The 25,820-nt window shown below is 63.6% G+C and carries 27 protein-coding genes, 1 tRNA gene and 2 pseudogenes; 13 read left to right on the top strand and 17 right to left on the bottom strand.

Translation table 11 applies throughout. The features are described 5' to 3' along the window. Nucleotides 1-3: 3 nt before the first annotated feature. Nucleotides 4-480 (bottom strand): NUDIX hydrolase, encoded by a 477-nt coding sequence (locus tag X742_RS163860; RefSeq protein ID WP_023770592.1) that lies wholly within the window; start codon nt 478-480, stop codon nt 4-6. A 127-nt stretch (nt 481-607) separates the two neighbouring features. Beyond that, nucleotides 608-916, bottom strand: coding sequence for a hypothetical protein (locus tag X742_RS163865; protein WP_023770591.1), 309 nt, complete (start codon nt 914-916; stop codon nt 608-610). Nucleotides 917-1,441: 525 nt separating this feature from the next. On the opposite strand from X742_RS163865, the gene X742_RS01000000169690 reads away from it, so the two are divergent. Continuing rightward, complete coding sequence (locus X742_RS01000000169690) at nt 1,442-1,873, top strand: invasion associated locus B family protein (protein ID WP_245275490.1); 432 nt, start codon at nt 1,442-1,444, stop codon at nt 1,871-1,873. Between the two features lie 59 nt (nt 1,874-1,932). Here X742_RS01000000169690 and coaBC read toward each other — a convergent pair whose 3' ends face one another. The 3 genes from coaBC to ubiE form a co-directional block, all read right to left on the bottom strand. Then, complete coding sequence (gene coaBC, locus X742_RS163870; RefSeq protein ID WP_023770589.1) at nt 1,933-3,405, bottom strand: bifunctional phosphopantothenoylcysteine decarboxylase/phosphopantothenate--cysteine ligase CoaBC; 1,473 nt, start codon at nt 3,403-3,405, stop codon at nt 1,933-1,935. An 88-nt stretch (nt 3,406-3,493) separates the two neighbouring features. Then, entirely contained in the window at nt 3,494-5,068 is a 1,575-nt protein-coding gene (gene ubiB / locus X742_RS163875; protein ID WP_023770588.1) for a 2-polyprenylphenol 6-hydroxylase, read from the bottom strand. Nucleotides 5,069-5,138: 70 nt separating this feature from the next. After that, nucleotides 5,139-5,915 carry a bifunctional demethylmenaquinone methyltransferase/2-methoxy-6-polyprenyl-1,4-benzoquinol methylase UbiE gene (gene ubiE, locus X742_RS163880; RefSeq protein ID WP_023770587.1) on the bottom strand — a complete coding sequence of 259 codons (777 nt, stop codon included), beginning with the start codon at nt 5,913-5,915 and terminating at the stop codon, nt 5,139-5,141. A 133-nt stretch (nt 5,916-6,048) separates the two neighbouring features. Between ubiE and add the strand changes: the two are divergent. The 3 genes and pseudogenes from add to X742_RS163890 all read left to right on the top strand — a co-directional run bounded on the left by add (nt 6,049) and on the right by X742_RS163890 (nt 8,580). Continuing rightward, nucleotides 6,049-7,118, top strand: a pseudogene (add, locus tag X742_RS01000000169685) (adenosine deaminase). 148 nt (nt 7,119-7,266) lie between these two features. After that, nucleotides 7,267-7,896, top strand: coding sequence for a uracil phosphoribosyltransferase (gene upp, locus X742_RS163885; RefSeq protein WP_015315749.1), 630 nt, complete (start codon nt 7,267-7,269; stop codon nt 7,894-7,896). A 120-nt stretch (nt 7,897-8,016) separates the two neighbouring features. Next, nucleotides 8,017-8,580, top strand: a complete 564-nt coding sequence (locus tag X742_RS163890) for a TIGR02281 family clan AA aspartic protease (protein WP_023770586.1) — start codon at nt 8,017-8,019, stop codon at nt 8,578-8,580. Between the two features lie 6 nt (nt 8,581-8,586). On the opposite strand, the gene deoA is transcribed toward X742_RS163890, so the two are convergent. From deoA to X742_RS163915, 6 genes and pseudogenes are all read right to left on the bottom strand, one after another. After that, nucleotides 8,587-9,906: a thymidine phosphorylase gene (gene deoA, locus X742_RS163895; RefSeq protein WP_023770585.1), complete on the bottom strand. Its 1,320-nt coding sequence runs from the start codon at nt 9,904-9,906 to the stop codon at nt 8,587-8,589. Beyond that, nucleotides 9,906-10,787 (bottom strand): purine-nucleoside phosphorylase, encoded by an 882-nt coding sequence (locus X742_RS163900; protein WP_023770584.1) that lies wholly within the window; start codon nt 10,785-10,787, stop codon nt 9,906-9,908. Before X742_RS163900 ends, deoA begins: the two co-directional genes overlap by 1 nt. 13 nt (nt 10,788-10,800) lie before the next feature. Beyond that, the gene (gene cdd / locus X742_RS163905; protein WP_023770583.1) at nt 10,801-11,193 is read right to left on the bottom strand and encodes a cytidine deaminase; all 393 of its coding nucleotides are present in this window, start codon (nt 11,191-11,193) and stop codon (nt 10,801-10,803) included. 65 nt (nt 11,194-11,258) lie between these two features. Then, the gene (locus X742_RS163910) at nt 11,259-12,230 is read right to left on the bottom strand and encodes an ABC transporter permease (RefSeq protein ID WP_023770582.1); all 972 of its coding nucleotides are present in this window, start codon (nt 12,228-12,230) and stop codon (nt 11,259-11,261) included. A 1-nt stretch (nt 12,231) separates the two neighbouring features. Further along, nucleotides 12,232-13,447, bottom strand: a pseudogene (locus X742_RS01000000169680) (ABC transporter permease). After that, on the bottom strand, nt 13,444-14,976 hold the full coding sequence (locus X742_RS163915; RefSeq protein ID WP_023770581.1) for an ABC transporter ATP-binding protein: 1,533 nt from the start codon (nt 14,974-14,976) through the stop codon (nt 13,444-13,446). The pseudogene X742_RS01000000169680 and the gene X742_RS163915 overlap by 4 nt, the downstream one beginning before the upstream one ends. Nucleotides 14,977-15,191: 215 nt before the next feature. Here X742_RS163915 and X742_RS163920 point away from each other — a divergent pair, with 215 nt between their 5' ends. Together X742_RS163920 and X742_RS163925 are read left to right on the top strand one after the other, a co-directional pair. Then, nucleotides 15,192-15,398, top strand: a complete 207-nt coding sequence (locus X742_RS163920; protein ID WP_193364566.1) for a SlyX family protein — start codon at nt 15,192-15,194, stop codon at nt 15,396-15,398. Nucleotides 15,399-15,420: 22 nt separating this feature from the next. After that, nucleotides 15,421-15,819, top strand: a complete 399-nt coding sequence (locus X742_RS163925; RefSeq protein WP_023770580.1) for a hypothetical protein — start codon at nt 15,421-15,423, stop codon at nt 15,817-15,819. Here X742_RS163925 and X742_RS0136025 read toward each other — a convergent pair. The 5 genes from X742_RS0136025 to X742_RS0136015 all read right to left on the bottom strand — a co-directional run bounded on the left by X742_RS0136025 (nt 15,798) and on the right by X742_RS0136015 (nt 19,037). Continuing rightward, nucleotides 15,798-16,148 carry a GNAT family N-acetyltransferase gene (locus X742_RS0136025; protein ID WP_280800181.1) on the bottom strand — a complete coding sequence of 117 codons (351 nt, stop codon included), beginning with the start codon at nt 16,146-16,148 and terminating at the stop codon, nt 15,798-15,800. The two genes, X742_RS163925 and X742_RS0136025, sit on opposite strands and share 22 nt — an antisense overlap. Beyond that, nucleotides 16,145-16,510: a GNAT family N-acetyltransferase gene (locus X742_RS1000000171450; protein ID WP_245275488.1), complete on the bottom strand. Its 366-nt coding sequence runs from the start codon at nt 16,508-16,510 to the stop codon at nt 16,145-16,147. Before X742_RS1000000171450 ends, X742_RS0136025 begins: the two co-directional genes overlap by 4 nt. Nucleotides 16,511-16,611: 101 nt before the next feature. Next, nucleotides 16,612-17,601: a BMP family ABC transporter substrate-binding protein gene (locus tag X742_RS163930; RefSeq protein ID WP_023770579.1), complete on the bottom strand. Its 990-nt coding sequence runs from the start codon at nt 17,599-17,601 to the stop codon at nt 16,612-16,614. A 245-nt stretch (nt 17,602-17,846) separates the two neighbouring features. Next, nucleotides 17,847-18,170, bottom strand: coding sequence for a hypothetical protein (locus tag X742_RS163935; RefSeq protein ID WP_023770578.1), 324 nt, complete (start codon nt 18,168-18,170; stop codon nt 17,847-17,849). Nucleotides 18,171-18,302: 132 nt separating this feature from the next. Next, nucleotides 18,303-19,037 carry a DUF2569 domain-containing protein gene (locus tag X742_RS0136015; protein WP_245275487.1) on the bottom strand — a complete coding sequence of 245 codons (735 nt, stop codon included), beginning with the start codon at nt 19,035-19,037 and terminating at the stop codon, nt 18,303-18,305. 369 nt (nt 19,038-19,406) lie between these two features. On the opposite strand from X742_RS0136015, the gene X742_RS163940 reads away from it, so the two are divergent. Continuing rightward, nucleotides 19,407-19,496: transfer RNA gene (locus tag X742_RS163940), tRNA-Ser, on the top strand. A 231-nt stretch (nt 19,497-19,727) separates the two neighbouring features. Beyond that, nucleotides 19,728-20,030: a DUF982 domain-containing protein gene (locus tag X742_RS163945; protein ID WP_023770576.1), complete on the top strand. Its 303-nt coding sequence runs from the start codon at nt 19,728-19,730 to the stop codon at nt 20,028-20,030. Nucleotides 20,031-20,147: 117 nt separating this feature from the next. On the opposite strand, the gene X742_RS163950 is transcribed toward X742_RS163945, so the two are convergent. Then, nucleotides 20,148-20,384, bottom strand: a complete 237-nt coding sequence (locus tag X742_RS163950; protein ID WP_023770575.1) for a hypothetical protein — start codon at nt 20,382-20,384, stop codon at nt 20,148-20,150. A gap of 218 nt (nt 20,385-20,602) precedes the next feature. On the opposite strand from X742_RS163950, the gene X742_RS163955 reads away from it, so the two are divergent. The 5 genes from X742_RS163955 (at nt 20,603) to kdpB (ending at nt 25,817) form a co-directional block, all read left to right on the top strand. Then, nucleotides 20,603-21,322 (top strand): Crp/Fnr family transcriptional regulator, encoded by a 720-nt coding sequence (locus X742_RS163955; RefSeq protein ID WP_023770574.1) that lies wholly within the window; start codon nt 20,603-20,605, stop codon nt 21,320-21,322. A 368-nt stretch (nt 21,323-21,690) separates the two neighbouring features. Next, nucleotides 21,691-21,780 (top strand): K(+)-transporting ATPase subunit F, encoded by a 90-nt coding sequence (kdpF, locus tag X742_RS24175; protein ID WP_015315765.1) that lies wholly within the window; start codon nt 21,691-21,693, stop codon nt 21,778-21,780. A 20-nt stretch (nt 21,781-21,800) separates the two neighbouring features. Next, entirely contained in the window at nt 21,801-23,504 is a 1,704-nt protein-coding gene (gene kdpA / locus X742_RS163960; RefSeq protein ID WP_023770572.1) for a potassium-transporting ATPase subunit KdpA, read from the top strand. Continuing rightward, nucleotides 23,488-23,727 carry a hypothetical protein gene (locus tag X742_RS163965; protein ID WP_245273799.1) on the top strand — a complete coding sequence of 80 codons (240 nt, stop codon included), beginning with the start codon at nt 23,488-23,490 and terminating at the stop codon, nt 23,725-23,727. The genes kdpA and X742_RS163965 overlap by 17 nt, the downstream gene beginning before the upstream one ends. Next, the gene (gene kdpB, locus X742_RS163970; RefSeq protein WP_023770570.1) at nt 23,724-25,817 is read left to right on the top strand and encodes a potassium-transporting ATPase subunit KdpB; all 2,094 of its coding nucleotides are present in this window, start codon (nt 23,724-23,726) and stop codon (nt 25,815-25,817) included. Before X742_RS163965 ends, kdpB begins: the two co-directional genes overlap by 4 nt. Nucleotides 25,818-25,820: the final 3 nt, after the last annotated feature.

Raw genomic sequence — 25,820 nt, 5'->3', positions numbered from 1 at the left:
GGCTTATGCCTGCTCGAGCGGCGTGGGCCCGGGAAGCTTCAAGGTGTTCACCAGCGTCGAGAGATCGGGCTCGTCGATGAGCATCGCGGCGTCGGCCGGCGCCAGCCAGGCCCGCTGCCGCCGCTTGGCTTCCTGCCAATCGGCAAGCTCTTCCGTCACTTCCAGCAGAAACACGACGACGTCGACGCGGACAAAGCGGTTGGCCAAGCGTTTCCAATAGGAATAGGTGCCCGCCGGCTGCTTCAGCGTCTTGCCGAGCACGCCGGCTTCCTCCAGCGCCTCGATGGTGGCTGCCTTGCGCCCGCTCTTGCCTTTCATCGGCCATCCCTTGGGCACGATGAAGCGTCTCGTGGTTCTCGATGTAACCAGCATCACCTCGATGCCGCCATGCGCGTTTAGCCGGAAGGGTATCGCCGCCACCTGGCGGATCCCTTCGCCCCGCTTGGCTTGGCGTACGGCCTTTTTCTTGGTGGCTGCCATCTCAATAATCCAGTCGCTGCAATGCCCCTTAGCGTGCCGCGACGCCTTTGGAAAATCCAAACTACCGCAGGGACATCCGAAGTGCCCTATCATGTAAGTCGGCTAAATAAAAGAAGCTGCCCGTCCGTCAGCGGCAGGTGCTCACGGCGGTGTTGCCGATTATTTGCGTCTGGCAGCTCGGCCTGACCTGCGGCACGACCGGCGGCGGTTGCTGGACGATGATGCGATCCTGGGCACGATACTGCTGTTGCTGCTGCTGAAACTGCTGCCGCTGAACCCGGTTTTGCAAGGCTTGCAGATCGTTCTGCTGGATGAGTGTGTTGTTTCTGACCGCGGGATTGAGCACCTGCGCGGAAGCGGGCGTCGCAAAGCCGGCGGAAACCGCTCCAGCCAGCACCACCAATGCGAAAATCATCGATGAACGACGCGTATACATCCATCCATTCCTGCAAGAAAATCTTATCACACCAGATATATAGGACGTTTGCCCGGCGATGCCATGGCGAATGCCGATCAGCCTCACGCCAACCGAGCCGCGCAAGGGCTGGTACCCGCGCTGGCTGCGTGTTCCGGTAAGGAAGAAGGGTCGGTTGCCGGTTTCAACTTTTTCCACCAAGGAGGGGGAGATCGAAGGCCGCTTCGCCGCGGCGGAGAATCTGCTGGCAACCCCGCATTGCACTGACGAGGCGATCGATTCGCCGCTCTATCGGGTCGGCGCCTGCCTCGAGCTGAATTGCGGCAATGGCGTCGGCATGTCCGTCAGGTATAATGGCGCCTTCGGGAAACGGAGGCGGAGCCGGGCGGGTGAGATCTTGATGAGGAAATACGCGTATTTCGCAGCAGTGCTGGGTGGTGCCTGCATCGCAGGCCTGCCGGCCATGGCGGCGCAAACCAAGGGCGACAAGGTGACGGCAACGCCGCCGCAACTGACGCGCCGCAACTGCCGGGTGGTGCTTCGGCCTTGTCCGAAACCCATGGTGACTGGACGGTCAATTGCCAGATATCGGGCACGAACAAGGTCTGCAGCCTGTCGCATCAGCAGTTCAACAAGCGAAGCAACCAGCGGCTTTTGGCGATCGAGCTGTCGAACAAGACCGGCGAGGATGCGACCGGAACGCTCGCCCTGCCTTTCGGTCTGGCGCTTGCAAAGGGTGTCGCGCTGACCGTCGACGATCAGAAGCTCGACGGCAGCCTGCCGTTCAGGACCTGCCAGGTGATCGGCTGCCTAGTGCCAGTGGCGTTCGATGCCAATGTCACGCCGCTGCTCAAGAACGGCACCACACTCAAGATCGATGCGTTCGCGGCCGATACGGGGCAAGTCGTAACCTTTTCCATTCCGCTCAATGGCTTCAGCGGTGCGCTTGCCCGCACGGCGGAGCTTTTGGCCAACTGACGGCTTGGCTCACCGCAAGCGACAGGGGTGTTGGCGGCCAACGCTTCCGCCGACACTTGTCAGACGACGATCGTCTTCAACCGCTCGGCGATGAGCGCGGCAAGCCGTGCTGCTACCTCGTCCTTGGTCATTTCAGGCCATTCCTCGACGCCGGCCTTCGACACGATCCGCACCCGGTTGCGATCGCTGCCCATCACGCCTGAAGAACCGATGCCGCTTTGGTGCGACACATCGTTGGCGACGATAAGATCGGCCCCTTTCTTCCTGAGCTTGGCCTCGGCGTTGCGCAAGAGATCCTGCGTCTCGGCGGCAAAGCCGACGACCAGAGCTGGTCGCTGCTCGTGGTGGCCGACACTCGCCAATATGTCGGGGTTTTCGACCATGCGCAGCACCGGCGGGCCTTCGCCCGCGACCTTCTTGATCTTCTCACCGGCTGAATTCTCGGGGCGCCAGTCGGCAACGGCGGCGACGAACACCGCGGCGTCGGCGGGCAGAAGCTGTTCCACCGCGTCGCGCATCTCCTGCGCCCGTTCGACATGGAGGGTCTTCACTCCGGCCGGATCGGCGATGGTGACGGGACCGGAGACGAGGCGCACATTGGCGCCGAGCCTTGCCAATGCCGCGGCGATGGCGTGGCCCTGCTTGCCGGACGAGCGGTTCGCGATATAGCGCACCGGGTCGATCGGCTCGTGCGTCGGGCCTGACGTGACGATGATCTTGCGCCCCGCCAGTGGCTTGGGGCCGGCATCGAGCAGCGCCTCGACCGCGGCGACGATCTCCAGCGGTTCGGCCATGCGGCCTTCGCCGGCCTCGTTGCTCTCGGCCATCTCACCCTTGGTGGGGCCGACGAAGGTGATGCCGTCCTTGCCCAAGCTCGCGCGGTTACGGCGGGTGGCTGGATGCGACCACATCCTGGGGTTCATCGCCGGGGCCATCAGGACCGGCTTGTCGGTGGCGATGAGCACAGTCGAGGCCAGATCGCTGGCATGGCCATTGGCGAGCTTGGCCATCAGGTCGGCGGTGGCGGGCGCCACCACCAGGAGGTCCGCCTCGCGCGACAGCCTGATGTGGCCGACATCGTGCTCATCATTGCGGTCGAACAGGTCGGTGAAGGCATGGTCGGCGGAGAGCGCACCGACCGACAGCGTGGTGACGAACTCCTGCGCCGCCGATGTCATGACGACGCGCACCGCCGCGCCGCGCTCCCGCAGCCGGCGAATGAGGTCGAGCGCCTTGTAAGCGGCGATGCCGCCGCCGATGATGAGCAGGATGCGCTTGTTGGAAAGCGTGCCTCGCGGCAAGCTCTTGCCTGTCAAGGCTGACGCCCGGATCGGCGTGCCTTGCGAATTGGTGAGTTCTTGAAGGGCTTTCTCGATCTGGTCGAGACGACCAATCGGGCCCACCTGGCCGTCGACAGCGGCCCGGATCATCACCCGCGCCTGTTCTTCCATGGAGCGATCGTTTGCCGCCGCCAGGCGGCGCAGCAACTCCTTGACCTCATCGTCTAGGTTACGGATCGTGATGCTGGCCATGTGATTGCACACTACTCATCTTGCCTGATAGCGATGATAGCAATGCAATCAAATTGCCGCAACCAGCTGGCTTGCCGCGAATACGGGGCTAGTGAAGCGTCCAGGCAATGTAGACCAGCGTCAGCGCGATCACCCATAAGGCGACACGGCCGGAACGGCTGTAGCGCGCTTCGGCCTTACCTATGGCGCGGGCGGTCGCCTCATCGAAGCGCAGGCCGTGCTCGGCCATCAGGTCGATCTCTCGCGACAGCCGTTCCGTACGGGCCGCGAGTTCCGGCGCCTGGCGGATCAGCGCCAGCATCGCCTTGCCGCCGTCGCGCGCGTCGGCCAGCAAGCCGCGCGGCCCGAGGTTCCCGGCTATCCAGCCGCCGACCACCGGTTCGGCGGTCTTCCACATGTTGAAAGCCGGATCCAGCGTGCGCGCCACGCCCTCGACAACCACCATGGTCTTCTGCAACAGGATCAATTCCGGCCGTGTCGCCATGTCGAAGAGTTCGGTCACCTCGAACAGCAGCGTCAGAAGCTTGGCCATCGAAATGGTTTCGGCGGGCTGGCCGTGGATCGGCTCGCCGATGGCACGGATCGCCTGGGCGAAGGCAGAGACATTGTGCTGGCGCGGGACATAGCCGGCCTCGAAATGCACCTCGGCGACGCGCAGATAGTCGCGTGTAATGAAGCCGTAGAGGATCTCGGCGAGGAAGCGGCGCTCCTTCTTGCCGAGGCGCCCGGCAATGCCGAGATCGACGGCGACGATGGTGCCGTTCGCCTCGACGAACAGATTGCCCGGATGCATGTCGGCGTGGAAGAAGCCGTCGCGCAGCGTATGGCGCAGGAATGACTGGATGAGGTTGGTGGCGATTGCCTTAAGGTCATGGCCGGCGCTTTGCAGGCCGGCGATGTCGTTCATCTTGACGCCGTCCACCCATTCCATGGTCAGCACGTCGCGGCCGGTGCGTTCCCAGTCCACCGAAGGGACGCGGAAGCCAGGGTCTTCCCTGGTGCTTTGGCCAAGTTCCGAGAGCGCGGCCGCCTCGAGGCGCAGGTCCATCTCGATCCTGGTGGTCTGCGCCAGCGTCTCGGTCACCTCGACCGGCCTCAGCCGACGCGACGACGGTATGTATTTCTCCTGCAGGCGGGCGGCGAGGAAATAGCTTTCGAGGTCCTGAAAGAAGCGGCGTCGCACGCCCGGCCGGATGACCTTGACCGCTACCTTCCTGACGACACCACCATCGACGGTTTCAGCGGCATGGACCTGAGCGATGGAAGCCGCGGCGACCGGGTCGCCGAATTGCTTGTAAAGTTCGCCGAGTTTGCGCCCGAGCGAGGCTTCGATGGCGGCGACCGCTTCGGCCGTCGGGAAGGTGTGCATCTTGTCCTGCAGCATGGCGAGATCGAGCGCCATGTCGTTGCCGACGACATCGGGCCGCGTGGCCAGGAACTGACCAAGCTTGACGTAGGATGGGCCGAGCCGGACCACTGCCTTGGCCAGCCGATCGCTGCGCTGATAGGCCAGCGCGCGACGGCGGGTGAACAGCCGCGCCAGCCGCCAGCCGAATTTCGGCAGGCCGGACAGTTCCTCGCCGGGCAAGGCGGCAACGACGCCCTCGCGCACCAGTACCCAACCGGCCCGTACGAGCCGGAACCCCGCGCTGACGGTGCTCATGGCCGCGTCCGCCCTACCGGTTCATCGAACTGGCGCAAGGCTCGTCGCGTGAGAAAGGTCGGCGACGGCTTCAAAGCTTCCAGCCCGAATGCAGGGCCGCTATGCCGCCGGAATAGTTGCGGAAGGAGACGCGGCCGAAGCCGGCCCGAGAAATCATCGCCGCGAAGTTTTGCTGATTGGGGAATTTCGCGATCGATTCCACCAGATAGGAATAGGGCTCGCCGTCCCCGGTGACCAACTTGCCGATCCTGGGGATGGCATTGAACGACCAGGCTTCGTAGACCTTGTCGAGCAGCGGCATCTCGACCTCGGAGAACTCCAGGCACAGGAGACGGCCCCCGGGCTTCAGCACGCGGAACGCCTCGCCCAGGGCCACGTCGATATGCGGGACATTGCGAATGCCGAAGGCGATGGTGTAGGCGTCGAAGCTGGCGTCAGGGAAGGGCAGTTCCTCGGCGTTGGCCTCGACGAAATCGGTGTTGGCGGACAAACCCTTCTTATCGGCCCTGTCGCGGCCGACGGCGAGCATCGAGCCGTTGATGTCGAGCACGGTGGCATGGGCATGGCCATGGCTGGCATCGACGATGCGGAAAGCGATGTCGCCGGTACCGCCGGCAACATCGAGCACGCGCCAGCCCGCGCGCTTGGGCGGATTGAGCCAGGCGACCATGGCATCCTTCCACAGCCGGTGCAGGCCGGCAGACATCAGGTCGTTCATCAGGTCGTAGCGGTTGGCGACCTTGTGGAAAACATCGTTGACCAGGGATTGCTTCTCGCCTTCCCCTACACGCTTGAAACCATAGGAGGTTTGCATGCCGCCGGCGGCCGTGGTTCTCTCAACTGACATTTTTTTGATCCGTCATAAAACCGGCGGGACCATAGCCGATCGATGATGCGGGCGCTATTGTTTAAGGCGCGGTGTTCAGCCGCGCTTCCAGGTGGTGGGTTTCAAGACCTGGACTGACCGACGGGATGATTGAATGCCTCTGAAAGCGGAACTGCACTGCCACATCGAAGGGGCAGCGGCGCCCGATCTCGTCATCCGCCAGGCGCAGAAATACGACAAGGACACCTCGCCTTATATCCAGAACGGTTCCTTCGTCTGGCACGATTTCACCTCCTTTCTCGCAGCCTATGATTTCTCCGCCGACCTGTTCCGGACCGAGGAGGATTATGCGCGGCTGGCCGACCACTATCTGACCAGCCTGGCCCGCGATGGCGCCATCTACTCCGAGGTGTTCACCTCGCCGGACCACGCGGCGAAAGCCGGGCTGTCACCCAAGGCCTACACCGATGCGCTCGGCGAAGGCATGCTGCGCGCCAAGGCAAAAACCGGCATCGAGGGGCGCATGATCGTCACCGGCGTGCGCCATGTCGGTGTCGAGTCGATCGAGCGTGCGGCACGCTTCGCGGCGCGTTGCGGCCACCCGCTGGTCACCGGGTTCGGCGTCGCCGGCGATGAGCGCGTTGGCGAGATGGAGGACTATGTCAGGGCTTTCGAGATCGCGCGCGAGGCCGGGCTCGGCATCACCGTCCATGCCGGCGAACTGACGGGCTGGGAAACCGTCCAAGCGGCACTCGACCATATCCGCCCGTCGCGCANCGCGAAGCCGGCCTCGGCATCACCATCCATGCCGGCGAGCTGACCGGATGGGAGACGGTGCAGGCCGCACTCGACCATATCCGCCCGTCGCGCATCGGCCATGGCGTGCGCGCCATCGAAAACACCGACCTTGTCCGGCGTATCGCCGACGAGGGTGTCGTGCTGGAATGCTGCCCCGGCTCCAATATCGCGCTCAAGGTGTTCGACAGTTTCGCCGATCATCCCTTTCCCGCCCTGCAGGCGGCCGGCTGCAAGGTGACACTCAACTCCGACGACCCGCCCTATTTCTGGACCTCGCTGAAGCGCGAATACGATATCGCCGCCGAACATTTCTCGATGAGCGAAAAGGCGCTTGCCGCTGTCACCAGAACAGCCATCGAAGCCGCCTTCGTCGACAGGAAGACCAAGACAGCGCTTCTCGCCCGGCTGAACGGCGCGACACGCTGATTTCTTCCGACAAAGCTGTGGTCGGTGCGGGCCAAGCGGTTCCTTGGCCGGTCCATTGTCGCTAGGGTTCGCCCAAGCAGCTTGAAGCGCGGCATATCCGAAAGGATCCATGCGCGCGGTTTCGGGCGACACGCATCAGGAGAACATCATGAAGGGCGTCACCGTCGTCGATCATCCGCTTGTCCAGCACAAGCTGACCATCATGCGCAAGAAGGAGACCTCGACGGCCGGCTTCCGGCGGTTGCTGCGTGAGATATCGCTGCTGCTCGGCTATGAGGTCACCCGCAATCTCGAACTGACAACGACAACCATCGAAACGCCTATGGAGACGATGGAGGCTCCGACGCTGGAGGGCAAGAAGCTGGTCTTCGCCTCGGTGCTGCGCGCCGGCAACGGCTTGCTCGAAGGTTTGCTCGACTTGGTGCCGGCGGCCCGCGTCGCCCATGTCGGCCTCTACCGCGATCACGAAACGCTGGAGGCCGTCGAGTATTTCTTCAAGGCGCCGAGCGACCTCGCCGATCGGCTGGTCATCGTCGTCGACCCGATGCTGGCGACAGCCAATTCGGCGATCGCGGCGATCGACAAGTTGAAAGAGCGCGGCGCCACCAACATCCGCTTCCTGTGCCTGCTGGCGGCGCCAGAAGGCATCGAGCGCTTTACCAAGGCGCATCCGGATGTTCCGGTCTTTACCGCGTCCATCGACCGCCAGCTCAACGAGAAGGGCTACATCATGCCCGGCCTTGGCGATGCCGGCGACCGCATGTACGGGACGAAGTAATACCGAACAATGTGCTTGGTGTTTTTTACCAGGCGTTTACGCAAAGACGGGGTTCCGGCGCGCGTTAAAGCGGCAAACACCATCCGGCGCTAATGATCAGCTCTTCACAAAGGCCGATCCATGCTGCGCAAGCTTCTCATTCTCAGCGTCTTTGCCGGTGCGTCGGCATCGATCCCGGTCGTTTACCAGTCGAATCCGCGAATATTCGAAAACCTGCTGAAATCGGCGGTGACGGCCAAGCCAGCGGGCGAGACGCAACCGGATGTCAGCCTGGCTTCCGTTCCCGACAAGCCGGTAGCGCCGCTGCCGACCGGCCGAAAGGTCGTGGTCGCGGCGGACGGGCGCGGACACTTCTCGTCGACCTTCAAGCTCAACGGCCGTCAAGTCGACGGCATGATCGACACCGGTGCGACCCTGGTCGCGGTCAATACGTCGACGGCACGTAGGATCGGACTGTCGCTCAATCCCTCCGATTTCAGCCACGAGGTCAACACCGCCAACGGCACCATCAAGGCAGCCGTGGTGACGATCGATCGCCTGCAGATCGGCAGCATTAGCGTCGAGGGTGTGCAGGCGATCGTGCTCGACGACAGGGCACTGCGCACCAACCTGATCGGCATGAGCTTCCTCAACAGGCTCGGCAAATACCAGGCTGAGAACGGCACATTGCTGCTGGTTCAGTAGGTCCACTCAGCCACGCGGCAGAATCCGCCGGATGACCGACTTGTCGGCGGCCGGCTTCGAAGCACCGATCGCATAGGCTGAGAGCACGGTCGCGGCTGCCGTCTCGGCATCGGACGGTGAGCGGGCGTGGATCAGCGCCAGGGCATCTCCGACGTGTACTTCCGCGCCTATGGGCAGCAGCCTGGTGATGCCGACCGAGGAGTCGATCTTGTCGTCGGGCCGGGTGCGGCCACCGCCTAGGCCGACGACCGCAAGACCGATGTCGCGGGTGGCGATGCCAGTGACGAAACCCTCTGACGTCGCCTTCACCGCGATTTCCGTTTCTGCTTCCGACAGATATTTCTCCGGCTTCTCGATGAAATCAATGGGGCCGCCAAGCACCGTCACCATGCGCGCGAAGGTGGCGGCGGCGCGGCCGCTGGCGAGCGTCTCGGTGGCGCGGCGCATGCCGTCCTGGTTCGACGATACCAGTCCCGCCGACTGCAGCATTTCGGCGGCCAGCGCCAGCGTCACCTCCTCCAGCCGCCGGTCGCGCAGGCGGCCGGTCAGGAAATCGACGGCATTGCGCACCTCGACGGCATTGCCGGCGGCGGAGGCAAGCGGTTCGTTCATGCCGGTGATCAGCGCCGAGACTTTCAGTCCGGCGCCGCTGGCGACCTCGACGAGGCTATTGGCAAGCGCGGTCGCATCCCGGGACTTCTCCATGAACGCGCCATTGCCGACCTTGACGTCGAGCACCAGAGATTGCAGACCCGCCGCGAGCTTCTTCGACAGGATCGATGCGGTGATCAGCGGCACGGACTCCACGGTTCCGGTCACGTCGCGGATGGCGTAGAGCCGGCGATCGGCAGGTGCCAGGTCGGCGGTCTGGCCGATGATGGCGCAGCCGGTTTGCAGCACGGCTTTGCGGAACAGCGCGATGTCGGGTTGGCTGATGTAGCCGGGAATGGCATCCATCTTGTCCAGCGTGCCGCCGGTATGGCCGAGGCCGCGGCCCGAGATCATCGGCACATAGGCACCGCAGGCGGCAACGATCGGCGCCAGCATCAGCGAGACATTGTCGCCGACACCGCCCGTGGAATGTTTGTCGGTGACAGGGCCTGGCAAATCCGACCAGTCGAGCACGTCGCCGGAATCGCGCATGGCCAGCGTCATCGCCACCGCCTCGTCGCGGTTCATGCCGTTGAAGAACACCGCCATGGCGAAGGCCGCGACCTGGCCGTCGGTTACGGTACCAGACGTCACGCCGTCGATGAAGGCGGCGATCTCGTGAGGCGCCAGCCTGTGGCCGTCGCGCTTGTGACGGATGAGTTCCTGTGGAAGCATCAGCTCTCCAGCAGCCCGTCACGGAACACGCGCTGCAGCACCGTTGCCAGCCGCGATCCGCCAACCGGCGCCATGTCCTTGGTTTCCTGGTGCGAAAGCTCGGCTCCGGTCATGCCGGCGGCCAAATTGGTGATGACCGAGCAGGCGGCGACGCGCAGGCCGAGGAAACGCGCGAGAATGACTTCCGGCACGGTCGACATGCCGACGGCGTTGGCGCCCATGATGCGCGCCATGCGGATTTCGGCCGGTGTCTCGAAACAGGGGCCCGAGAACCACATGTAGACGCCCTTGTGCAGCGCTGTGCCGGTCGCCTTCGCCGCGCCTTCGATCGCGTCGCGGATGCCGGCATCATAAGCTTCGGTCAGGCCGACGAAACGGCGGTCGCTGGGCTCGCCGATCAGCGGGTTGGTGCCGGAGAAGTTGATATGATCGGTGAGCAGCATCACCGAACCCGGCGGCATATCCGGATCGACCGAGCCGGCTGCGTTGGTGAGGATCAGTTTCGTGACGCCGATGCCGGCGAGCACCTCCAGCACCGGNTCGACCGAGCCGGCTGCGTTGGTGAGGATCAGTTTCGTGACGCCGATGCCGGCGAGCACCTCCAGCACCGGTCGCATCGCCGCGGCGTCCCCATGCTCATAGTAGTGGGCACGGCCGGACAGCATGAGCACCGGAACGCCGGCAAACAGCCCGGCGACCACTTGGCCGGCGTGGCCGCTGACACCGCTCCTGGGAAAGCCGGGCAGGTCGGCATAGGAGACGCGAATCGGATTCTCCATCCGGTCGACCAAGCCGCCCAAGCCGGAACCCAACACCAGCGCGGTCGACGGCGCCAGGCCGTCCAGCCTTTCGATAAGGTGGTCGACCGTTTTTTGCGTCATATCAGCCAGCTCTTCATTTCAAGATGTCGCCGCGGAAGCCATAGGGCAGCATGTCGCCCATCGTGACCGTTTCTGCGACGCCTGTAGCATCGCAGAGATAGAGCTTCGTTTCCGGGCGGCAGAATTCGGCCAGCCGCTGGCGGCAGCCGCCGCAAGGCGAGCATTTGGCCATGCGTTCGGCAAGGACGGCGATTTCAACGATCTTGCCGCCGCCGCCCATGATGTAATGGCCAAGCGCGGTGGTCTCGGCGCACCAGCCTTCCGGATAAGAGGCGACCTCGATATTGGCGCCGGTGAAGACGCGTCCGTCCTCGGTGCGTAGGGCGGCGCCCACCGGGAACTTGGAATAGGGCGCATAGGCCTTGGCCATGGCTGCCTTGGCCGCTTCGAACAGATCATGCGACATTCAGGTGTTCTCTCCGATGATCGTGTCCAAAACCCGGCGCTTCGTCCGCGCCGAACTGTCGAGCGTTAGCGTTCCTTGACATAGGGCACGCCGCCGGCGCGCGGCGGGATGGCCTTGCCGATGAAGCCGGCAAGCAGGATCACGGTGAGGATATAGGGCAGGGCCTGCATGAACTGCACCGACACCTTGCCGACAATGGGCAGCGGTGTTCCCTGCAGGCGGATCGACGCCGCGTCGAGGAAGCCGAACAGCAGGCAGGCGAACATGGCGTTGACCGGCTTCCATTTGGCGAAGATCAGCGCGGCCAGCGCGATGTAGCCCTTGCCCGCCGTCATGTCCTTCACGAAGCCGCCATTCTGCACCATCGAAAGATAGGCCCCTGCGAATCCGGTCAGGATGCCCGTGCAGATCAGCGCGCGATAGCGCAGCCAGGCGACCGAGATGCCGGCGGTGTCGACCGCTGCCGGATTCTCGCCGACCGCGCGCAGCCTGAGCCCAAAGCGCGTGCGAAACAGCACCCACCAGGTGAACGGCACCATCGCAAAGGCGAAATAGACGAGAATCGAATGGCCGGAGATCAGTTCGGCATAGATCGGACCGATGATCGGCACGCCCCTGATTGCATCGGCGCCGGGCCAGATGATCGCCTCGAACCGTTCGCCCGGTTGCAGCGCCGGCGTGCGGCCACCCTGCTGGAACCATGCCTGGCCAAGAATGATGGTCGATCCGGCGGCGACGAAGTTGATCGCAACGCCCGAAACGATCTGGTTGCCGCGATGGGTGATCGAGGCAAAGCCGTGCACCAAAGCGAAGGCGACGGAGATCAGGATCGCCATGCCGAGGCCGATAAGCGCGGAATGGAACACCGAAGCCGCGGCAGCACCCGCGAAGGCGCCGACCAGCATCTTGCCTTCGAGGCCGATGTCGAAAATGCCGGCCCGCTCCGAATAGAGGCCGGCGAGGCAGGCAAGCAGCAGCGGCACCGACAAGCGGATGGTAGAGTCCAGCACCTGGATGACCGCGTTGAAGATATCCATCTCAGGCGCCCTTCCCGTTGACGGCCTGCATGCCCACCGACTTCGGGCTGAACGAGGCGAACAGAGCCTGGATATAGGGCCGGAACATATGCTCCAGCGCGCCGGCGAAGAGGATGACCAATCCTTGAATGATGACGATCATGTCGCGGCTGATTGCCGGCATCTCGAAGGCGAGTTCGGCGCCGCCCTGGTAAAGCATGCCGAACAGGATCGCCGCCAGCACGATGCCGACCGGATGCAGGCGGCCCATCAGCGCCACGGCGATACCGACGAACCCGGCGCCCGAAACGAAGTCGATCGCGACATTGTGCTGGTCGCCCATCACCGGGTTGAGCGCCATCATGCCGGCCAGAGCGCCCGAAATCATCATCGCAGTGATGATGATGCGGGTTTCCGAAATGCCGGCATAGCGGGCCGCTTTCGGGCTGTGGCCATAGGTGCGCATCTCGTAGCCGAGCTTGGTGCGCCAGATCAGCAGCCACACCAGGAAAGCCATCACCAGCGCCAGCAGGAAGCAGATGTTGAGCGGGGCCGAGCGGATCTTGGCGCCGAACAATTCGATGATCCAGTTGAGTTTCGGCAACTCCGCGCCGGCGAGGAAGTTGCGCGTCTGCGGCGCCTGCGACCCTGCCGGCTTCAGCGGACCGACCAGCAGGTAGACCATGATCGAGGCGGCGATGAAGTTGAACATGATCGTCGTGATGACGATGTGCGAGCCGCGCTTGGCCTGCAGGTAGGCGGGGATCAACNGCGATGAAGTTGAACATGATCGTCGTGATGACGATGTGCGAGCCGCGCTTGGCCTGCAGGTAGGCGGGGATCAACGCCCACAATGCGCCCACGAGTGCGGAGGCCACGATCGCCAGCGGAAAAGTCAGCCACCAGGGCAGTGTGCTGTCGAGGGAAAGGCAGACGATGGCGATGCCGAGGCCGGCGATGTAGGCCTGTCCCTCGGTGCCGATGTTGAACAGTCCGCAATGCGCCGCCACAGCCACCGAAAGCCCGGTGAATATGAACGTCGTGGCATAGAAGAGGGTAAAGGCGATGCCTGTGCCCTTGCCGAAGGCGCCTTCGACCAGGATGACGGCGGCGCGGAATGGGTTTTCGCCGACCAGCATGACGACGAAGCCAGCGACGATGAAGGCGACCGACAGGTTGATCAGCGGGATCAGCCCGTAGTCGGCCCAGGCAGGCAATTTGGCGTAAGGCGTGCTCATTGCGCCGCCTCCTGATGCTCGACACCGGCCATCAGCAGGCCGAGCTCGCCTTCGGTCGCGTCGGGGCCGCGCTCGCCGACGACCCTTCCGGCAAACATCACCAGAATGCGGTCGGAAAGCGAGCGGATCTCGTCTAGCTCGACCGAGACCACCAGCACCGCCTTGCCCTGGTCGCGCATGGCGATCAGGCGCTTGTGGATGAACTCGATGGCGCCGACGTCGACGCCCCGCGTCGGCTGTCCGACGATCAGCACGCCGGGGTCCTGTTCGATTTCACGCGCGAGCACGATCTTCTGCTGGTTGCCGCCGGAAAAATTGGCCGTCTTCAGGCGCGGATTGCCGGGACGAATGTCGTATTTCTCGATCTTGTCCCTGGCGTCGGCCATGATTGCATCGATGTTGAGGAACGGTCCTCTGAGGTAACGGGGATCGTCGTGGTAGCCGAGGATGGAATTCTCGTTCTCCTCGAAGGCCAGCACCAGCCCGACATGGTGGCGGTCTTCCGGTACGTGGGCGAGGCCACGGTCGCGCAATTCGCCGGGATCGGCCTTGCCGGTGAGATCGATCGGCTTGCCGTCGAGCGTCACGGAACCGGAAACGGCGTGCCTGATGCCGGAAATCGCCTCAAGCAACTCGGATTGCCCGTTGCCGGCGACGCCGGCGATGCCGACGATCTCGCCGGCTCTGATATCGAAGGAGACGTCGTCGACCATGGTGACGCCGCGCGAATCCCTGACCGTCAGGTTCTTGACCGCGAGCTTGACGGCACCGGCCTCGGCCTCGCCCTTTTCGACCCTCAAGAGGACACGCCGCCCGACCATCAGTTCGGCCAGTTCCTCGACCGTGGTTTTCCTGGTCTCCCGGGTCGCCACCATCGTGCCCTGACGCATCACCGACACGGTGTCGGTGATGGCCATGATCTCGCGCAGCTTGTGGGTGATCAGCACCACCGTCTTTCCCTGTTCCTTCAACTGCCTGAGGATGCGGAACAGGTGGTCGGCCTCGGCCGGCGTCAAAACGCCCGTCGGCTCGTCGAGGATCAGGATTTCGGCACCGCGATAAAGCGCCTTCAGGATTTCCACGCGCTGCTGCAGGCCGACCGGCAGTTCTTCGATGATCGCATCGGGATCGACTTCCAGCCCGTATTCTCGCTCAAGCCGGTCCAACTCGGAGCGCGCTTTGGCAATGCTGCTCTTCAGCAGCGCATCGGTTTCGGCGCCGAGCATGATGTTCTCCAGCACCGAGAAATTGTCGACCAGCATGAAATGCTGGTGCACCATGCCGATGCCGAGCGCGATCGCGTCGTTGGGTGTCTTGATCGATGCCGGCTTGGCGCCGACGCGGATCTCGCCGCTGTCGGCCTGGTAGAAGCCATAGAGGATCGACATCAGCGTCGACTTGCCGGCGCCGTTTTCGCCGACGATGCCATGGATGGTGCCGCGCGCGATCTCCAGATTGATGTCGCGGTTGGCGCGCACCGCGCCGAAACTCTTGTTGATGCCGATCAGTTCGATTGCGGCTTGCGCCATGCAGCCTGTCCCACTCTTATTTTTTATCGCTTGGTCAAAACGCCTAGCATGGCGCTCCGCTTATGCCAATTGTCCGGAGCAGCATCCACTCTCGACAAATCCCCGCACGCTTGTCAATTTCGAACGTGGCCGAAGCTCTCACATTCGCTACTATGACGAGGTCGATTTGACGTTGCGGCGCACGGTGTCGCGGTACAAACTGGGGACTTTGCATGATCATGCCCGCCGACCGGCTGACGACGCTGGAAATCCGCGCCGCCGAGCAGGAGAAGACCATCGAGGAACTGTCGGGCCAGATCGCCGAGCAGTGGAAGGTGATCGAACGCATGCAGCGCAAGCTCGATGCGCTGACCGACCGCTTCCTGGCGCTTGAAGAGCAGTCGGCACCGGATGTGCCGGTGACCAAGCCGCCACACTGGTGAGGAGAGGGGGAGGGCACGGATCATGGCCGGTGAGAGCGATCGTATCGCAAGGGCCGGCGACTATGTGCTGGGCCTGATGAACGATGCCGACCGCGAGCGGGCCGAGCGCGATCTCGAGATCGACCCTGCGTTCCGCGACGCGGTGGTGCAACTGGCCGAACGCATGCATGTCTTCGATCGGGCCGAACAGCCAGCCGGCGTCAATCATTGGGAACTGGTTACGCAGCGCCTCGCCGAAATGCCGCAGATGCGAGGCGTTGGCCTGGGCGGCAACGATGCCAAGTCGCCGACAGTAATCCGAAACCCGTCCCGACAGCCGTACGGCGTCGGCGTGCATTCGCTCGGCGGTAGGCATGGACTTGTCGTCATGGCCGGGCTGATTGCGGCCTTCGCGCTCGGCTATCTCCTGGGCACATTGTGATCGAGCCGGCGCGACATCAACATCATCGTTTCGCCGTCCTGCTCGCACACCTCGATCGCGTCCCAGCCGAGCGCCGCGTAAAACCCGCGCGCTTGCCAGGTGTAGAGGTAGAGCGTCTCGACCCCGGCTGACGCCGCATGCGCTTCGATCGCCTTGACCAGCGCGGTGCCGGTTCCCTTCCCCCGATGGCCGGCATCGACGACAAGCCCGGCCAACCACGGTGTCAGATCATGCGCCGGTTCCAGTTCATGGCGGACCAGCAGGCAGGTGCCTACCGGCACATCGTTCACACGGGCAACCAAAGCCTTTTCAACGCCGTCGCTGGTCAGCAGGTTGCGAAGCCCTGCCGCATCCNGACCCCGGCTGACGCCGCATGCGCTTCGATCGCCTTGACCAGCGCGGTGCCGGTTCCCTTGCCCCGATGGCCGGCATCGACGACAAGCCCGGCCAACCACGGTGTCAGATCATGCGCCGGTTCCAGTTCATGGCGGACCAGCAGGCAGGTGCCTACCGGCACATGGTTCACACGGGCAACCAAAGCCTTTTCAACGCCGTCGCTGGTCAGCAGGTTGCGAAGCCCTGCCGCATCCTCTTCCAGCGTCCTTCCCGTCCCCTCGAAGAAGGCGGCAATCCGCAGTCGCGCGACGACTTCGATGTCATGCCCGCGCATGGGTTCGATCGTTGGCTGCATTCGTCGCTCCATGCCATCCGCGAGTTTCGTTCGATCGGCAAAAGCAAAACCGCCGGGCTTTCGCCCAGCGGTTGCGGATCATGGCCGTATGGCGCCGCGGATCAATAGGGGCAGGCGTTGTCGGCTGTGTAGTCGTGCACCTTGACCGTGCCGGCGATGATGTCGGCCTTGGCTTTTTCGACGGCCGCCTTCATTTCGTCGGTCACCAGTGCCTTGTTGTTGTCGTCCATGGCGTAGTCGACGCCGCCTTCCTTGAGGCCCAGATTCTCGACGCCACCCTTGAAGGTGCCGTTCTTGCCATCCATGAAGGCGGTGTAGACGGCAACGTCCACGCGCTTCAGCATCGAGGTCAGCACCTTGCCGGGCTGCAGTCCGTTCTGGTTGGAGTCGACGCCGATGCCGAGCTTGCCGGCATCCGCCGCCGCCTGCAGCACACCGACGCCGGTGCCGCCGGCGGCCGCGTAAACCACGTCGGCTCCCTGGTCGATCTGCGTCTTGGCGATCTCGCCACCCTTGGCTGGATCGTTCCACGCCGCCGGCGTATCGCCAGTCATGTTCTGGATGACGTCGGTCGCGCCAGCGGACTTGGCGCCGCCGACATAGCCGCATTCGAACTTGCGGATCAGCGGGATGTCCATGCCGCCGACGAAGGCAACCTTCTTCGACTTCGACGCCATCGCGGCCATGATGCCGACGAGATAGGAGCCTTCATTCTCCTTGAACACCAGCGAGCGCACATTGGGCAGGTCGACCGCATCGTCGATGATGGCGAAGTTGAGGTCCGGGTATTCGGCCGCGATCTTCTTCAGCGCATCCTCCCAGGCAAAGCCGGCCATGACGATCGGGTTGTGGCCGTCCTCGGCGAAGCGGCGCAGCGCCTGCTCGCGCTGCGAGGCGTTGGATACTTCGAACTCGACATAGGCGACGCCGGTCTCGGTCTTGAATTTTTCGGCGCCATGGTAGGCAGCCTCGTTGAAGGATTTGTCGAACTTGCCGCCCAGATCATAGAGGATGGCCGGCTGGACATCCGCGGCGAATGCCGGAAGAACCATTGCGGTTGCGGCCAGGAGGCCGAGAACGATACGTTTCATGTGATCCACACCCTGTCGGTTATTTTTTCCGTTACACACCGCCTGCCTGCCCGGTTCTCCGGCAAGCAAACGACGTTAGCCAGGAGTGCATTCCCCTCCCGCTCCCGGGCAATCTGGCACGGCCCGAAACAAAATTCACGCGGAATTTTGACCTTTTGGAAAAGCGTACCATGGGCAAGCCCCGCCGCGATCCGATCTTGCGTGCAAGCTTTCAACAGCCGGCCGGAATGGTGCGGGAGATGGGTTCAGTTGGTGGCGAACTGTCCCGTGCGCCGCTGCCGCCGATAACCGATGGCGTACAGCAGGAAGGCCAGCACCGCGAAGACGGCAAAGCCCGGCTGGTTGAGCCCCCAGGCGATGACTGTGTCCCACAGCAGCGGACCGGCCTTGGCGCGGACGAAGGTTTCGAAGGCGGCCCGCGTGTCCGGCGAGACGGCCAGCCAACTGGCGTTGAGCGGGGTCAGCACAAGGGCCGAAGCCGCCACCGTGCGCGTCGTGTCGAGCACCGCCATGATGACGGAAACCGACAGCGCGACCATGGCCGCAAGACGAAAGACGAAGCGAAACATCAAGGCTCTCCCCCGGTTCACCCTGGACGCTGACCAGAAGACCACCGGCACATATCCGAAACAGACATAGAATGCGTGCGGTTCGGCTGCAATCGCGATACGCGAATTTGAAGGCCGGCGCTTTCTGAGCCCCTATGCGACCGGCTGGCGCCTGGGGCGGTGAACGAGCCAGACGGCAAGAATGCCTCCGGCAATGGCGCCGACCACCAGCCCGGCCAGTCCGATGAAGGCGGCAAAGTAGCCGCAGCCGCCCTCGAAGCAGCTGACCTCGGCGACATCGGCGATCACCGAGCCAGCCAGGAAACCGCCAACGGCGCCGATGACCGCGCCCAGGATGATGCCGAGCAAGGCAGCCACGATGGAAACGAAGACCGACGGCGCTTCGGCGCGCGGCCTAGCATAGACGCCCTCGGCGCCGGAGCCACGGCGCAGCAGATAGATGCAGAGCAGGCCGATGGCGATTTCGGCGCCGCCGATAAGCAGGCTCCTGGCGGAAAAGACGAAATCGGGCACGGCGAGCACATAGGCCTGCCTGGCCAGCACCCAGGCGATGGTCGCCACCTGCCAGATGATGAACTGGCGCGGGAAGCGCGCCGAGCGGCCAAAGGCAAGGCCGAGCAAATAAAGCCCCCACAGGATGGTGATGATGTCGACGGCAAGCCCGCCAAGGAGGAAATAGAAGATCCTGTCCGGCAGGCCGGAATTGCCGGTCAGCCACCAGGCGGAGGCCAGGCCGTAGACCGACCATGCCATGACGAAGATGAGCCAGCCCGCCGGCACGTAGGACAGCCCGCTGTCCGGCCGCCCGGTTGGCGCCTGCCCACCACCCTGCATGCCACCGCCCGGTTGTTCACTGCCTGATGTCATGCCCGGACGATGCCCCCGCAAAGCCTCCGTTCCACTCGACAGGTGGCCCGCGACGAAGTCAAGCGCGCCTGGCCTTGCGGGCTCGTCTGTGCACATTATTCGGGGCGTCGGCACCTTGAACCGGATGCCATGGCGGCCTCACGAAGCGTTGTGTGGCCGGCAAAGCGAATAGACTGTCGTTATGGCTTGGCATTCGGCGCGGGATCGACTAGATGAGCCCCGCGCCTGTTGCTTTGACGGCTCAGGTGCCGGGAGAGGTGTCCGCTGGTTGGCGGCACCCATAGCGCGGAAATCGCTACCGCTCCCTGAAGGGACCGCATTGTCCCCAACCCGCGCGGCGAAACCGGCCGTCGCGAAAAATGCAAGGACGGAGAGGTGGCCGAGTGGTTGAAGGCGCACGCCTGGAAAGTGTGTTTACGGGAGACCGTAACGCGGGTTCGAATCCCGCTCTCTCCGCCAGCTTCCCTTTTCCGCAGGCGCTTCTGGGACAGCCTAGCTATATCGAGCCTTAATCGTCTTCTCGCCGGGCCGGTGGATCAGGACGTAAGATTTCCGGCGCACTCAGGCGTGCGGTCCGCAAAGAGTCCTGTTTGCTCCGGAACCTCCTGGCTCGCGATGCGTTTCCCGGCGTCTCATCATAGATCCCGCCAGGATTTCTCCGAGCACTGCGACCAATCAGGAGCCCTCTTCATGCATGACAAGCTGTTTCATTCGCCCGTCGCACTGACCGTCGGTCTGGGCTTCAAGCGCGAAATCGCCTCGCTGGCCGAAATGCACGATTTCCTGACCAACTGGACGACCTCCCGCCGTGGTCCGCTTTATCACAATGCCGTCGAGGCGTGCGGCCTAGCCCTGGAAGGCTGCATCACGAGGGACGAGGCGCGCCATGCGCTTGTTGAATTCGCGGAAGCCACCGGTATTCTCTGGCCCGAGATCGAACCTGTCATCGTGGCGCGGGCCGTCGCACGCGGCCATGGCGGCTACGCCGCCTGATCGTTCGACTTGCCATCGCGGTGGCCAGGTCGTACGGCCGCCCCGAAAGCCCGGCGTGGCGCTTCGAGCCGGGCTTTTCCATTCCAACTTGCGGAGGGTCCGCAGATCAGGCCGCGGTCAATCACACCAACTCGATGAGATGACGAGCGATGCTTCGAAGACCTGGCGCCCGCTCTCGTCGCGCACCTTCACGGTAATGGCCGTTCGGTCGTTTTCGATCATCTCGTCGCGAATGATGTCGGGCAGGATGAGAATTGCCTCGCGCCGCAGACGCTCGCGCGAGTCGAACACCTGACCATGGTCATCCACCGTCAGGCCATCGCCATTGTAAAGGTCAAGAAAGTATCTGGGCATGATGCGGCCGAATCCCGAGCTGATGAAATTGCCAAGAGAGACTGATCGACAATTCGCGGGCTAAGCCGTTGTTCCATAAGAGATGATCTTCGTTGGCGAATAAGCGCCTTCTAACAAATGTTAATGCCCGCCGGCGCCCGACGACCTAGTGCTTCGGTAGCCGCCCCTTGCTTTCGACAGTTGGCGATCGGCTCTGAGCCCTTTCGCTGGAGATAGCGGTGCTGGAATCCCTGTATCTGAATCTCGCCCAGCACGACGCGCTTTCCGATGCCGAAAAGGCGCTGCTGGCTGAAGCCATGACTTTCGAGCGGCATTTCGCGGTCGGTCAGGATATCGTCGCATCGGGCGCGCGGCCCGCCTATTCGACCCTCATCCTCGACGGTTTGGCGGCGCGCTATAAGGTGCTCGAGAGCGGCGGCCGGCAGTTCACCTCGCTGCAGGTGCCCGGCGATTTCGTCGATCTCCACGCCTTCCTCCTGAAGACGATGGATCACGGCATCGTTGCCATGTCGCCCTGCCATGTCATGTTCGCCGATCACAGCCGGCTTCGTGCCATCACCGAGGAAGCGCCTCATCTGACGCGGCTGCTGTGGCTGGATACGCTGGTCGATGGCGCCATCCATCGCGAGTGGATCGTGGCCATGGGCCGTCGCTCCAAGACCTCACACCTGGCCCATCTCCTCTGTGAGCTTTTCGTACGACTGCAGGTGGTGCAGCGCACCAACGGCATGAGCTTTCATCTGCCGCTCTCACAGGCCGAACTGGCCGATGTGCTCGGTCTTTCCGTCGTACACATGAACCGCGTCATCGGCGCCTTGCGCAAAGTCGGCGTCGTCAACTGGGCAAATCACACGGTGACAATCCTGGATTGGCACAGGCTCCAGGAAATCGCCGAGTTCGATCCGACCTATCTCAGCCTGACGCGGGAGCCGCGGTAGCGTCCCAGCAAGGCCGCAAAGCGCTGCGGCATATCCTTCGCGGCAATCCGCGTCGACGAGCTGCTCTTCGACGGCGAGCCGCGCCGGAAACCTTTATAGAATTCCTATTTCTTTCCCATCCGCCCCGTCTCGAACCTTTATGGTGATCGGGTCCATATTCACGTCGAGCAAAAGCCGTCGGGCGCCGCCGCAGTGCTGCGCGCTGTCTCACGGTATTGCCGACCTGTTTTTGGCAGGCGAACGGTAGAAAATGGAAGCAAGGAAAAGCACAATGGACTTTATTGTTCTCGGGGTCGGGGCTTTGTTCTTCGGCCTGTCCATCGTCTACGTCAAAGCTTGCGATAGAATTTAGGCTGAAGGATCGGACCATGCTTGTCGATTACATCCTCGGCGGTGGCGTGACCTTGTTCCTGCTCGCCTACCTCACCTACGCGCTCATTCGTCCAGAACGCTTCTGAAGGCACGGAAAGCCACAACCATGACACTGAACGGATGGATACAGATCCTGGTCTTTTGCGGGATCCTCGTTTTGCTGGCGAAGCCGCTTGGCTTCTACATGCACCGCGTCTTCAATGGCGATCGCACGCCGCTTTCACCGATCCTCGGCCCGCTCGAGCGCGGGCTTTACCGCATTTGCGGAACCAGCGAGCGCGAGGAGCAACACTGGACCACCTATGCGGTGGCTCTCCTGCTGTTCAACCTGGCGGGCTTCCTGGTGCTCTATATCCTGCAACGCCTGCAAGGCAGTCTGCCCTACAATCCCGCCGGCATGAGCGCGGTCGACCCGGCGCTCGCCTTCAACACCGCCGCCAGCTTCATGACCAACACCAACTGGCAGAACTACGGTGGTGAAAGCACCATGTCCTACCTCGTGCAGATGGCCGGGCTGACGGTCCAGAATTTCGTTTCGGCCGCCACCGGCATCGCCATTGCAATCGCGCTGATCCGCGGCTTTGCCCGCGCTTCCGGAAGATCGATCGGCAATTTCTGGGTCGATATGACGCGCGCCACGCTCTATGTGCTCTTGCCACTCTGCATCGTGCTCACCCTGTTCTATGTCTGGCTCGGCATGCCACAGACGCTGGGGCCTTACGTGGACGCCACGACGCTTGAGGGCGCCAAGCAGACCATCGCGCTTGGGCCGGTGGCCTCGCAGGTCGCCATCAAGATGCTCGGCACCAATGGCGGCGGTTTCTTCAATGCCAACGCGGCACATCCATTCGAAAATCCCGACGCCTTCTCCAATCTGATCCAGATGCTGTCGATCTTCGTCGTCGGCGCCGCATTGACCAACGTCTTCGGCCGCATGGTCGGCAACCAGCGCCAGGGCTGGGCGATCCTCGCCTCCATGGGCGTGCTATTCATCGCCGGCGTCGCCGTCTGCTATTGGGCGGAAGCCGCGGGCAATCCGCTGGTGCATGCGCTGGGCATCGACGGCGGCAACATGGAAGGCAAGGAGACCCGCTTCGGCATCGTGCTCTCGGCTTTGTTCGCCGTCATCACGACGGCCGCTTCCTGCGGCGCGGTCAACGCGATGCATGACAGCTTCACCGCGCTCGGTGGCATGATCCCGCTCATCAACATGCAACTCGGCGAGGTCGTCGTCGGCGGCGTCGGCGCCGGCTTCTACGGCATGCTGATGTTCATCCTGATCGCCGTCTTCGTCGCCGGCCTGATGGTCGGCCGCACGCCGGAATATCTCGGCAAGAAGATCGAGGCCAAGGAGGTCAAAATGGCGATGCTGGCCATCCTGTGCCTGCCGCTGGCGATGCTGATCTTCACCGCGATCGCGGTGGTGCTGCCGAGCGCGGTGGCATCGATCGCCAATGGCGGGCCGCACGGCTTCTCCGAGATCCTCTACGCCTACACCTCGGCGGCGGCCAACAACGGTTCGGCCTTCGGCGGCCTCAGCGGCAACACGCCCTGGTACAACATCACGCTCGGCATCGGCATGCTGATGGGCCGCTTCCTGGTCATCATCCCGGCGCTCGCCATCGCCGGCGCGCTGGCGGCGAAGAAGACCGTCCCCGCCTCGGCCGGCACCTTCCCGACCGACGGTCCGCTGTTCGTCGGGTTGCTGGTCGGCGTCATCGTCATCGTCGGCGGCCTGACTTTCTTCCCGGCGCTCGCCGTCGGACCTGTCGTCGAGCACTTGGCGATGATCCATGGACAGACATTCTGAGGCAGACATGTCCTGGTTCAGCAACAAGCGCCGTAATGTCAGGCGTCGGGCCGATCCGGGCAAGGAGGGGCTGCCGCCTCCCTTCCCGACCATGTCGACGTTTCTTGGGCTTGCCGCCGCCATGATCGCGCTTTGGCTGCTGGCCTACGGGCTTCCTCATCTTTTCTCCGCATCCGACCGATCGCCGCCGCACACCAACACTGAAGCCGGAGCTTCGAAATGAGTCAGTCAAAGTCAGCCAGCATCATGGATGCCGGCATCCTGTGGCCCGCCATCGGCGGCGCCTTCCGCAAACTCGATCCGCGCACGCTGGCCCGCAACCCGGTGATGTTCGTCGTCGCCGTCGTCTCGGCGCTGACATCGGTGCTGTTCGTCAAGGACCTCGTCACCGGCGGCGGTGATTTGCTGTTCACGCTGCAGATCATCATGTGGCTGTGGTTCACCGTGCTGTTCGCCAATTTCGCCGAAGCCGTCGCCGAAGGGCGCGGCAAGGCGCAGGCGGAATCGCTGCGCAAGGCCCGCACCGAAACCCAGGCCAAGCTTTTGACGGGCGAGGACCGCACCAGGTTCAAGCTGGTGCCCGGCACCAGCCTGAAGGTCGGCGATGTCGTTCTCGTCGAGGCCGGCGACATCATCCCGTCCGATGGCGAGGTGGTGGAGGGCGTCGCCTCGGTCAACGAGGCGGCGATCACGGGGGAGTCCGCACCGGTGATCCGCGAATCCGGCGGCGACCGCTCGGCCGTCACCGGCGGCACGCAGGTGCTGTCGGACTGGATTCGCGTGCGCATCACCGCCGCCGCCGGTCACACGTTCCTCGACCGCATGATCTCGCTGGTCGAAGGCGCCGAGCGCCAGAAGACACCCAACGAGATCGCGCTCAACATCCTGCTCGTCGGCATGACGCTGATCTTCGTGCTGGCTACAGCGACCATCCCGAGCTTTGCCCACTACTCGGGCGGCTATATTTCGGTGACCGTGCTCGTCGCCCTGTTCGTGACGCTCATCCCGACCACGATCGGCGCGCTGCTGTCGGCCATCGGCATTGCCGGCATGGACCGGCTGGTGCGCTTCAATGTGCTGGCCATGTCGGGTCGCGCCGTCGAAGCCGCCGGCGACGTCGACACGCTGCTCCTCGACAAGACCGGCACCATCACGCTCGGGAACCGCCAGGCGACGGAATTTCGCCCGGTCAAGGGCGTCAGCGAGCAGGAACTGGCGGACGCGGCACAGCTTGCCTCGCTCGCCGACGAGACGCCGGAAGGCCGCTCGATCGTGGTGCTGGCCAAGGAAAAGTATGCCATCCGTGCCCGCGACATGGCGACATTGCGTGCTACCTTCGTGCCCTTCACCGCGCAGACCCGCATGAGCGGCGTAGACATCGACGGTTCCTCGGTACGCAAGGGCGCGGTCGATTCCGTGCTCGCCCATGTCAGCCAGGCGACATCGGCCAGCAGCGCGACGCGCCCGAACAGCGACACGATCAGGGATTTGCAGGCGATCGCCGATGAGGTTGCGAAATCCGGCGGCACGCCGCTGGCGGTCGAGCGGGACGGGCGCCTGCTCGGCATCGTGCACCTCAAGGACATCGTCAAGGGCGGAATCCGCGAGCGTTTCGCCGAGCTGCGCAAGATGGGCATCCGCACGGTCATGATCACCGGCGACAACCCGATGACGGCAGCGGCCATCGCGGCCGAAGCCGGCGTCGACGATTTCCTTGCCCAGGCGACACCGGAGGACAAGCTGAAGCTGATCCGCGACGAGCAGGCCAAGGGCAAGCTGGTCGCGATGTGCGGCGACGGCACCAATGATGCGCCAGCCCTCGCCCAGGCCGATGTCGGCGTCGCCATGAACACCGGCACGGTCGCTGCTCGCGAGGCCGGCAATATGGTCGACCTCGACAGTGATCCGACCAAACTTATCGAGATCGTCGAGATCGGCAAGGCGCTGTTGATGACGCGCGGCTCGCTGACCACCTTCTCCATCGCCAATGACGTGGCCAAGTATTTCGCCATCATCCCGGCCATGTTCGCCGTCTTCTACGTCGCGCCCGACCAGACCACAGGTCCGCTTCAAGCGCTTAACATCATGCATCTGGCGACACCGCGGAGCGCCATCCTGTCGGCCATCATCTTCAACGCGCTGATCATCATCGCGCTGATCCCGTTGTCGCTGCGCGGCGTGAAGTACCGGGCGATCGGCGCGGGTGCGCTGCTCAGCCGCAACCTTCTCGTCTACGGCCTCGGCGGCATCGTCGTGCCGTTCGTCGGCATCAAGATAATCGACATGGCCGTCACGGCCCTCGGCCTTGCATAAGGA

Source organism: Mesorhizobium sp. LNHC229A00 (genome assembly GCF_000502415.1).
Lineage (GTDB): Bacteria > Pseudomonadota > Alphaproteobacteria > Rhizobiales > Rhizobiaceae > Mesorhizobium.
The sequence above is the reverse complement of the archived record's forward strand: the minus strand, read 5'-3'. Positions and strand labels throughout refer to the sequence as shown.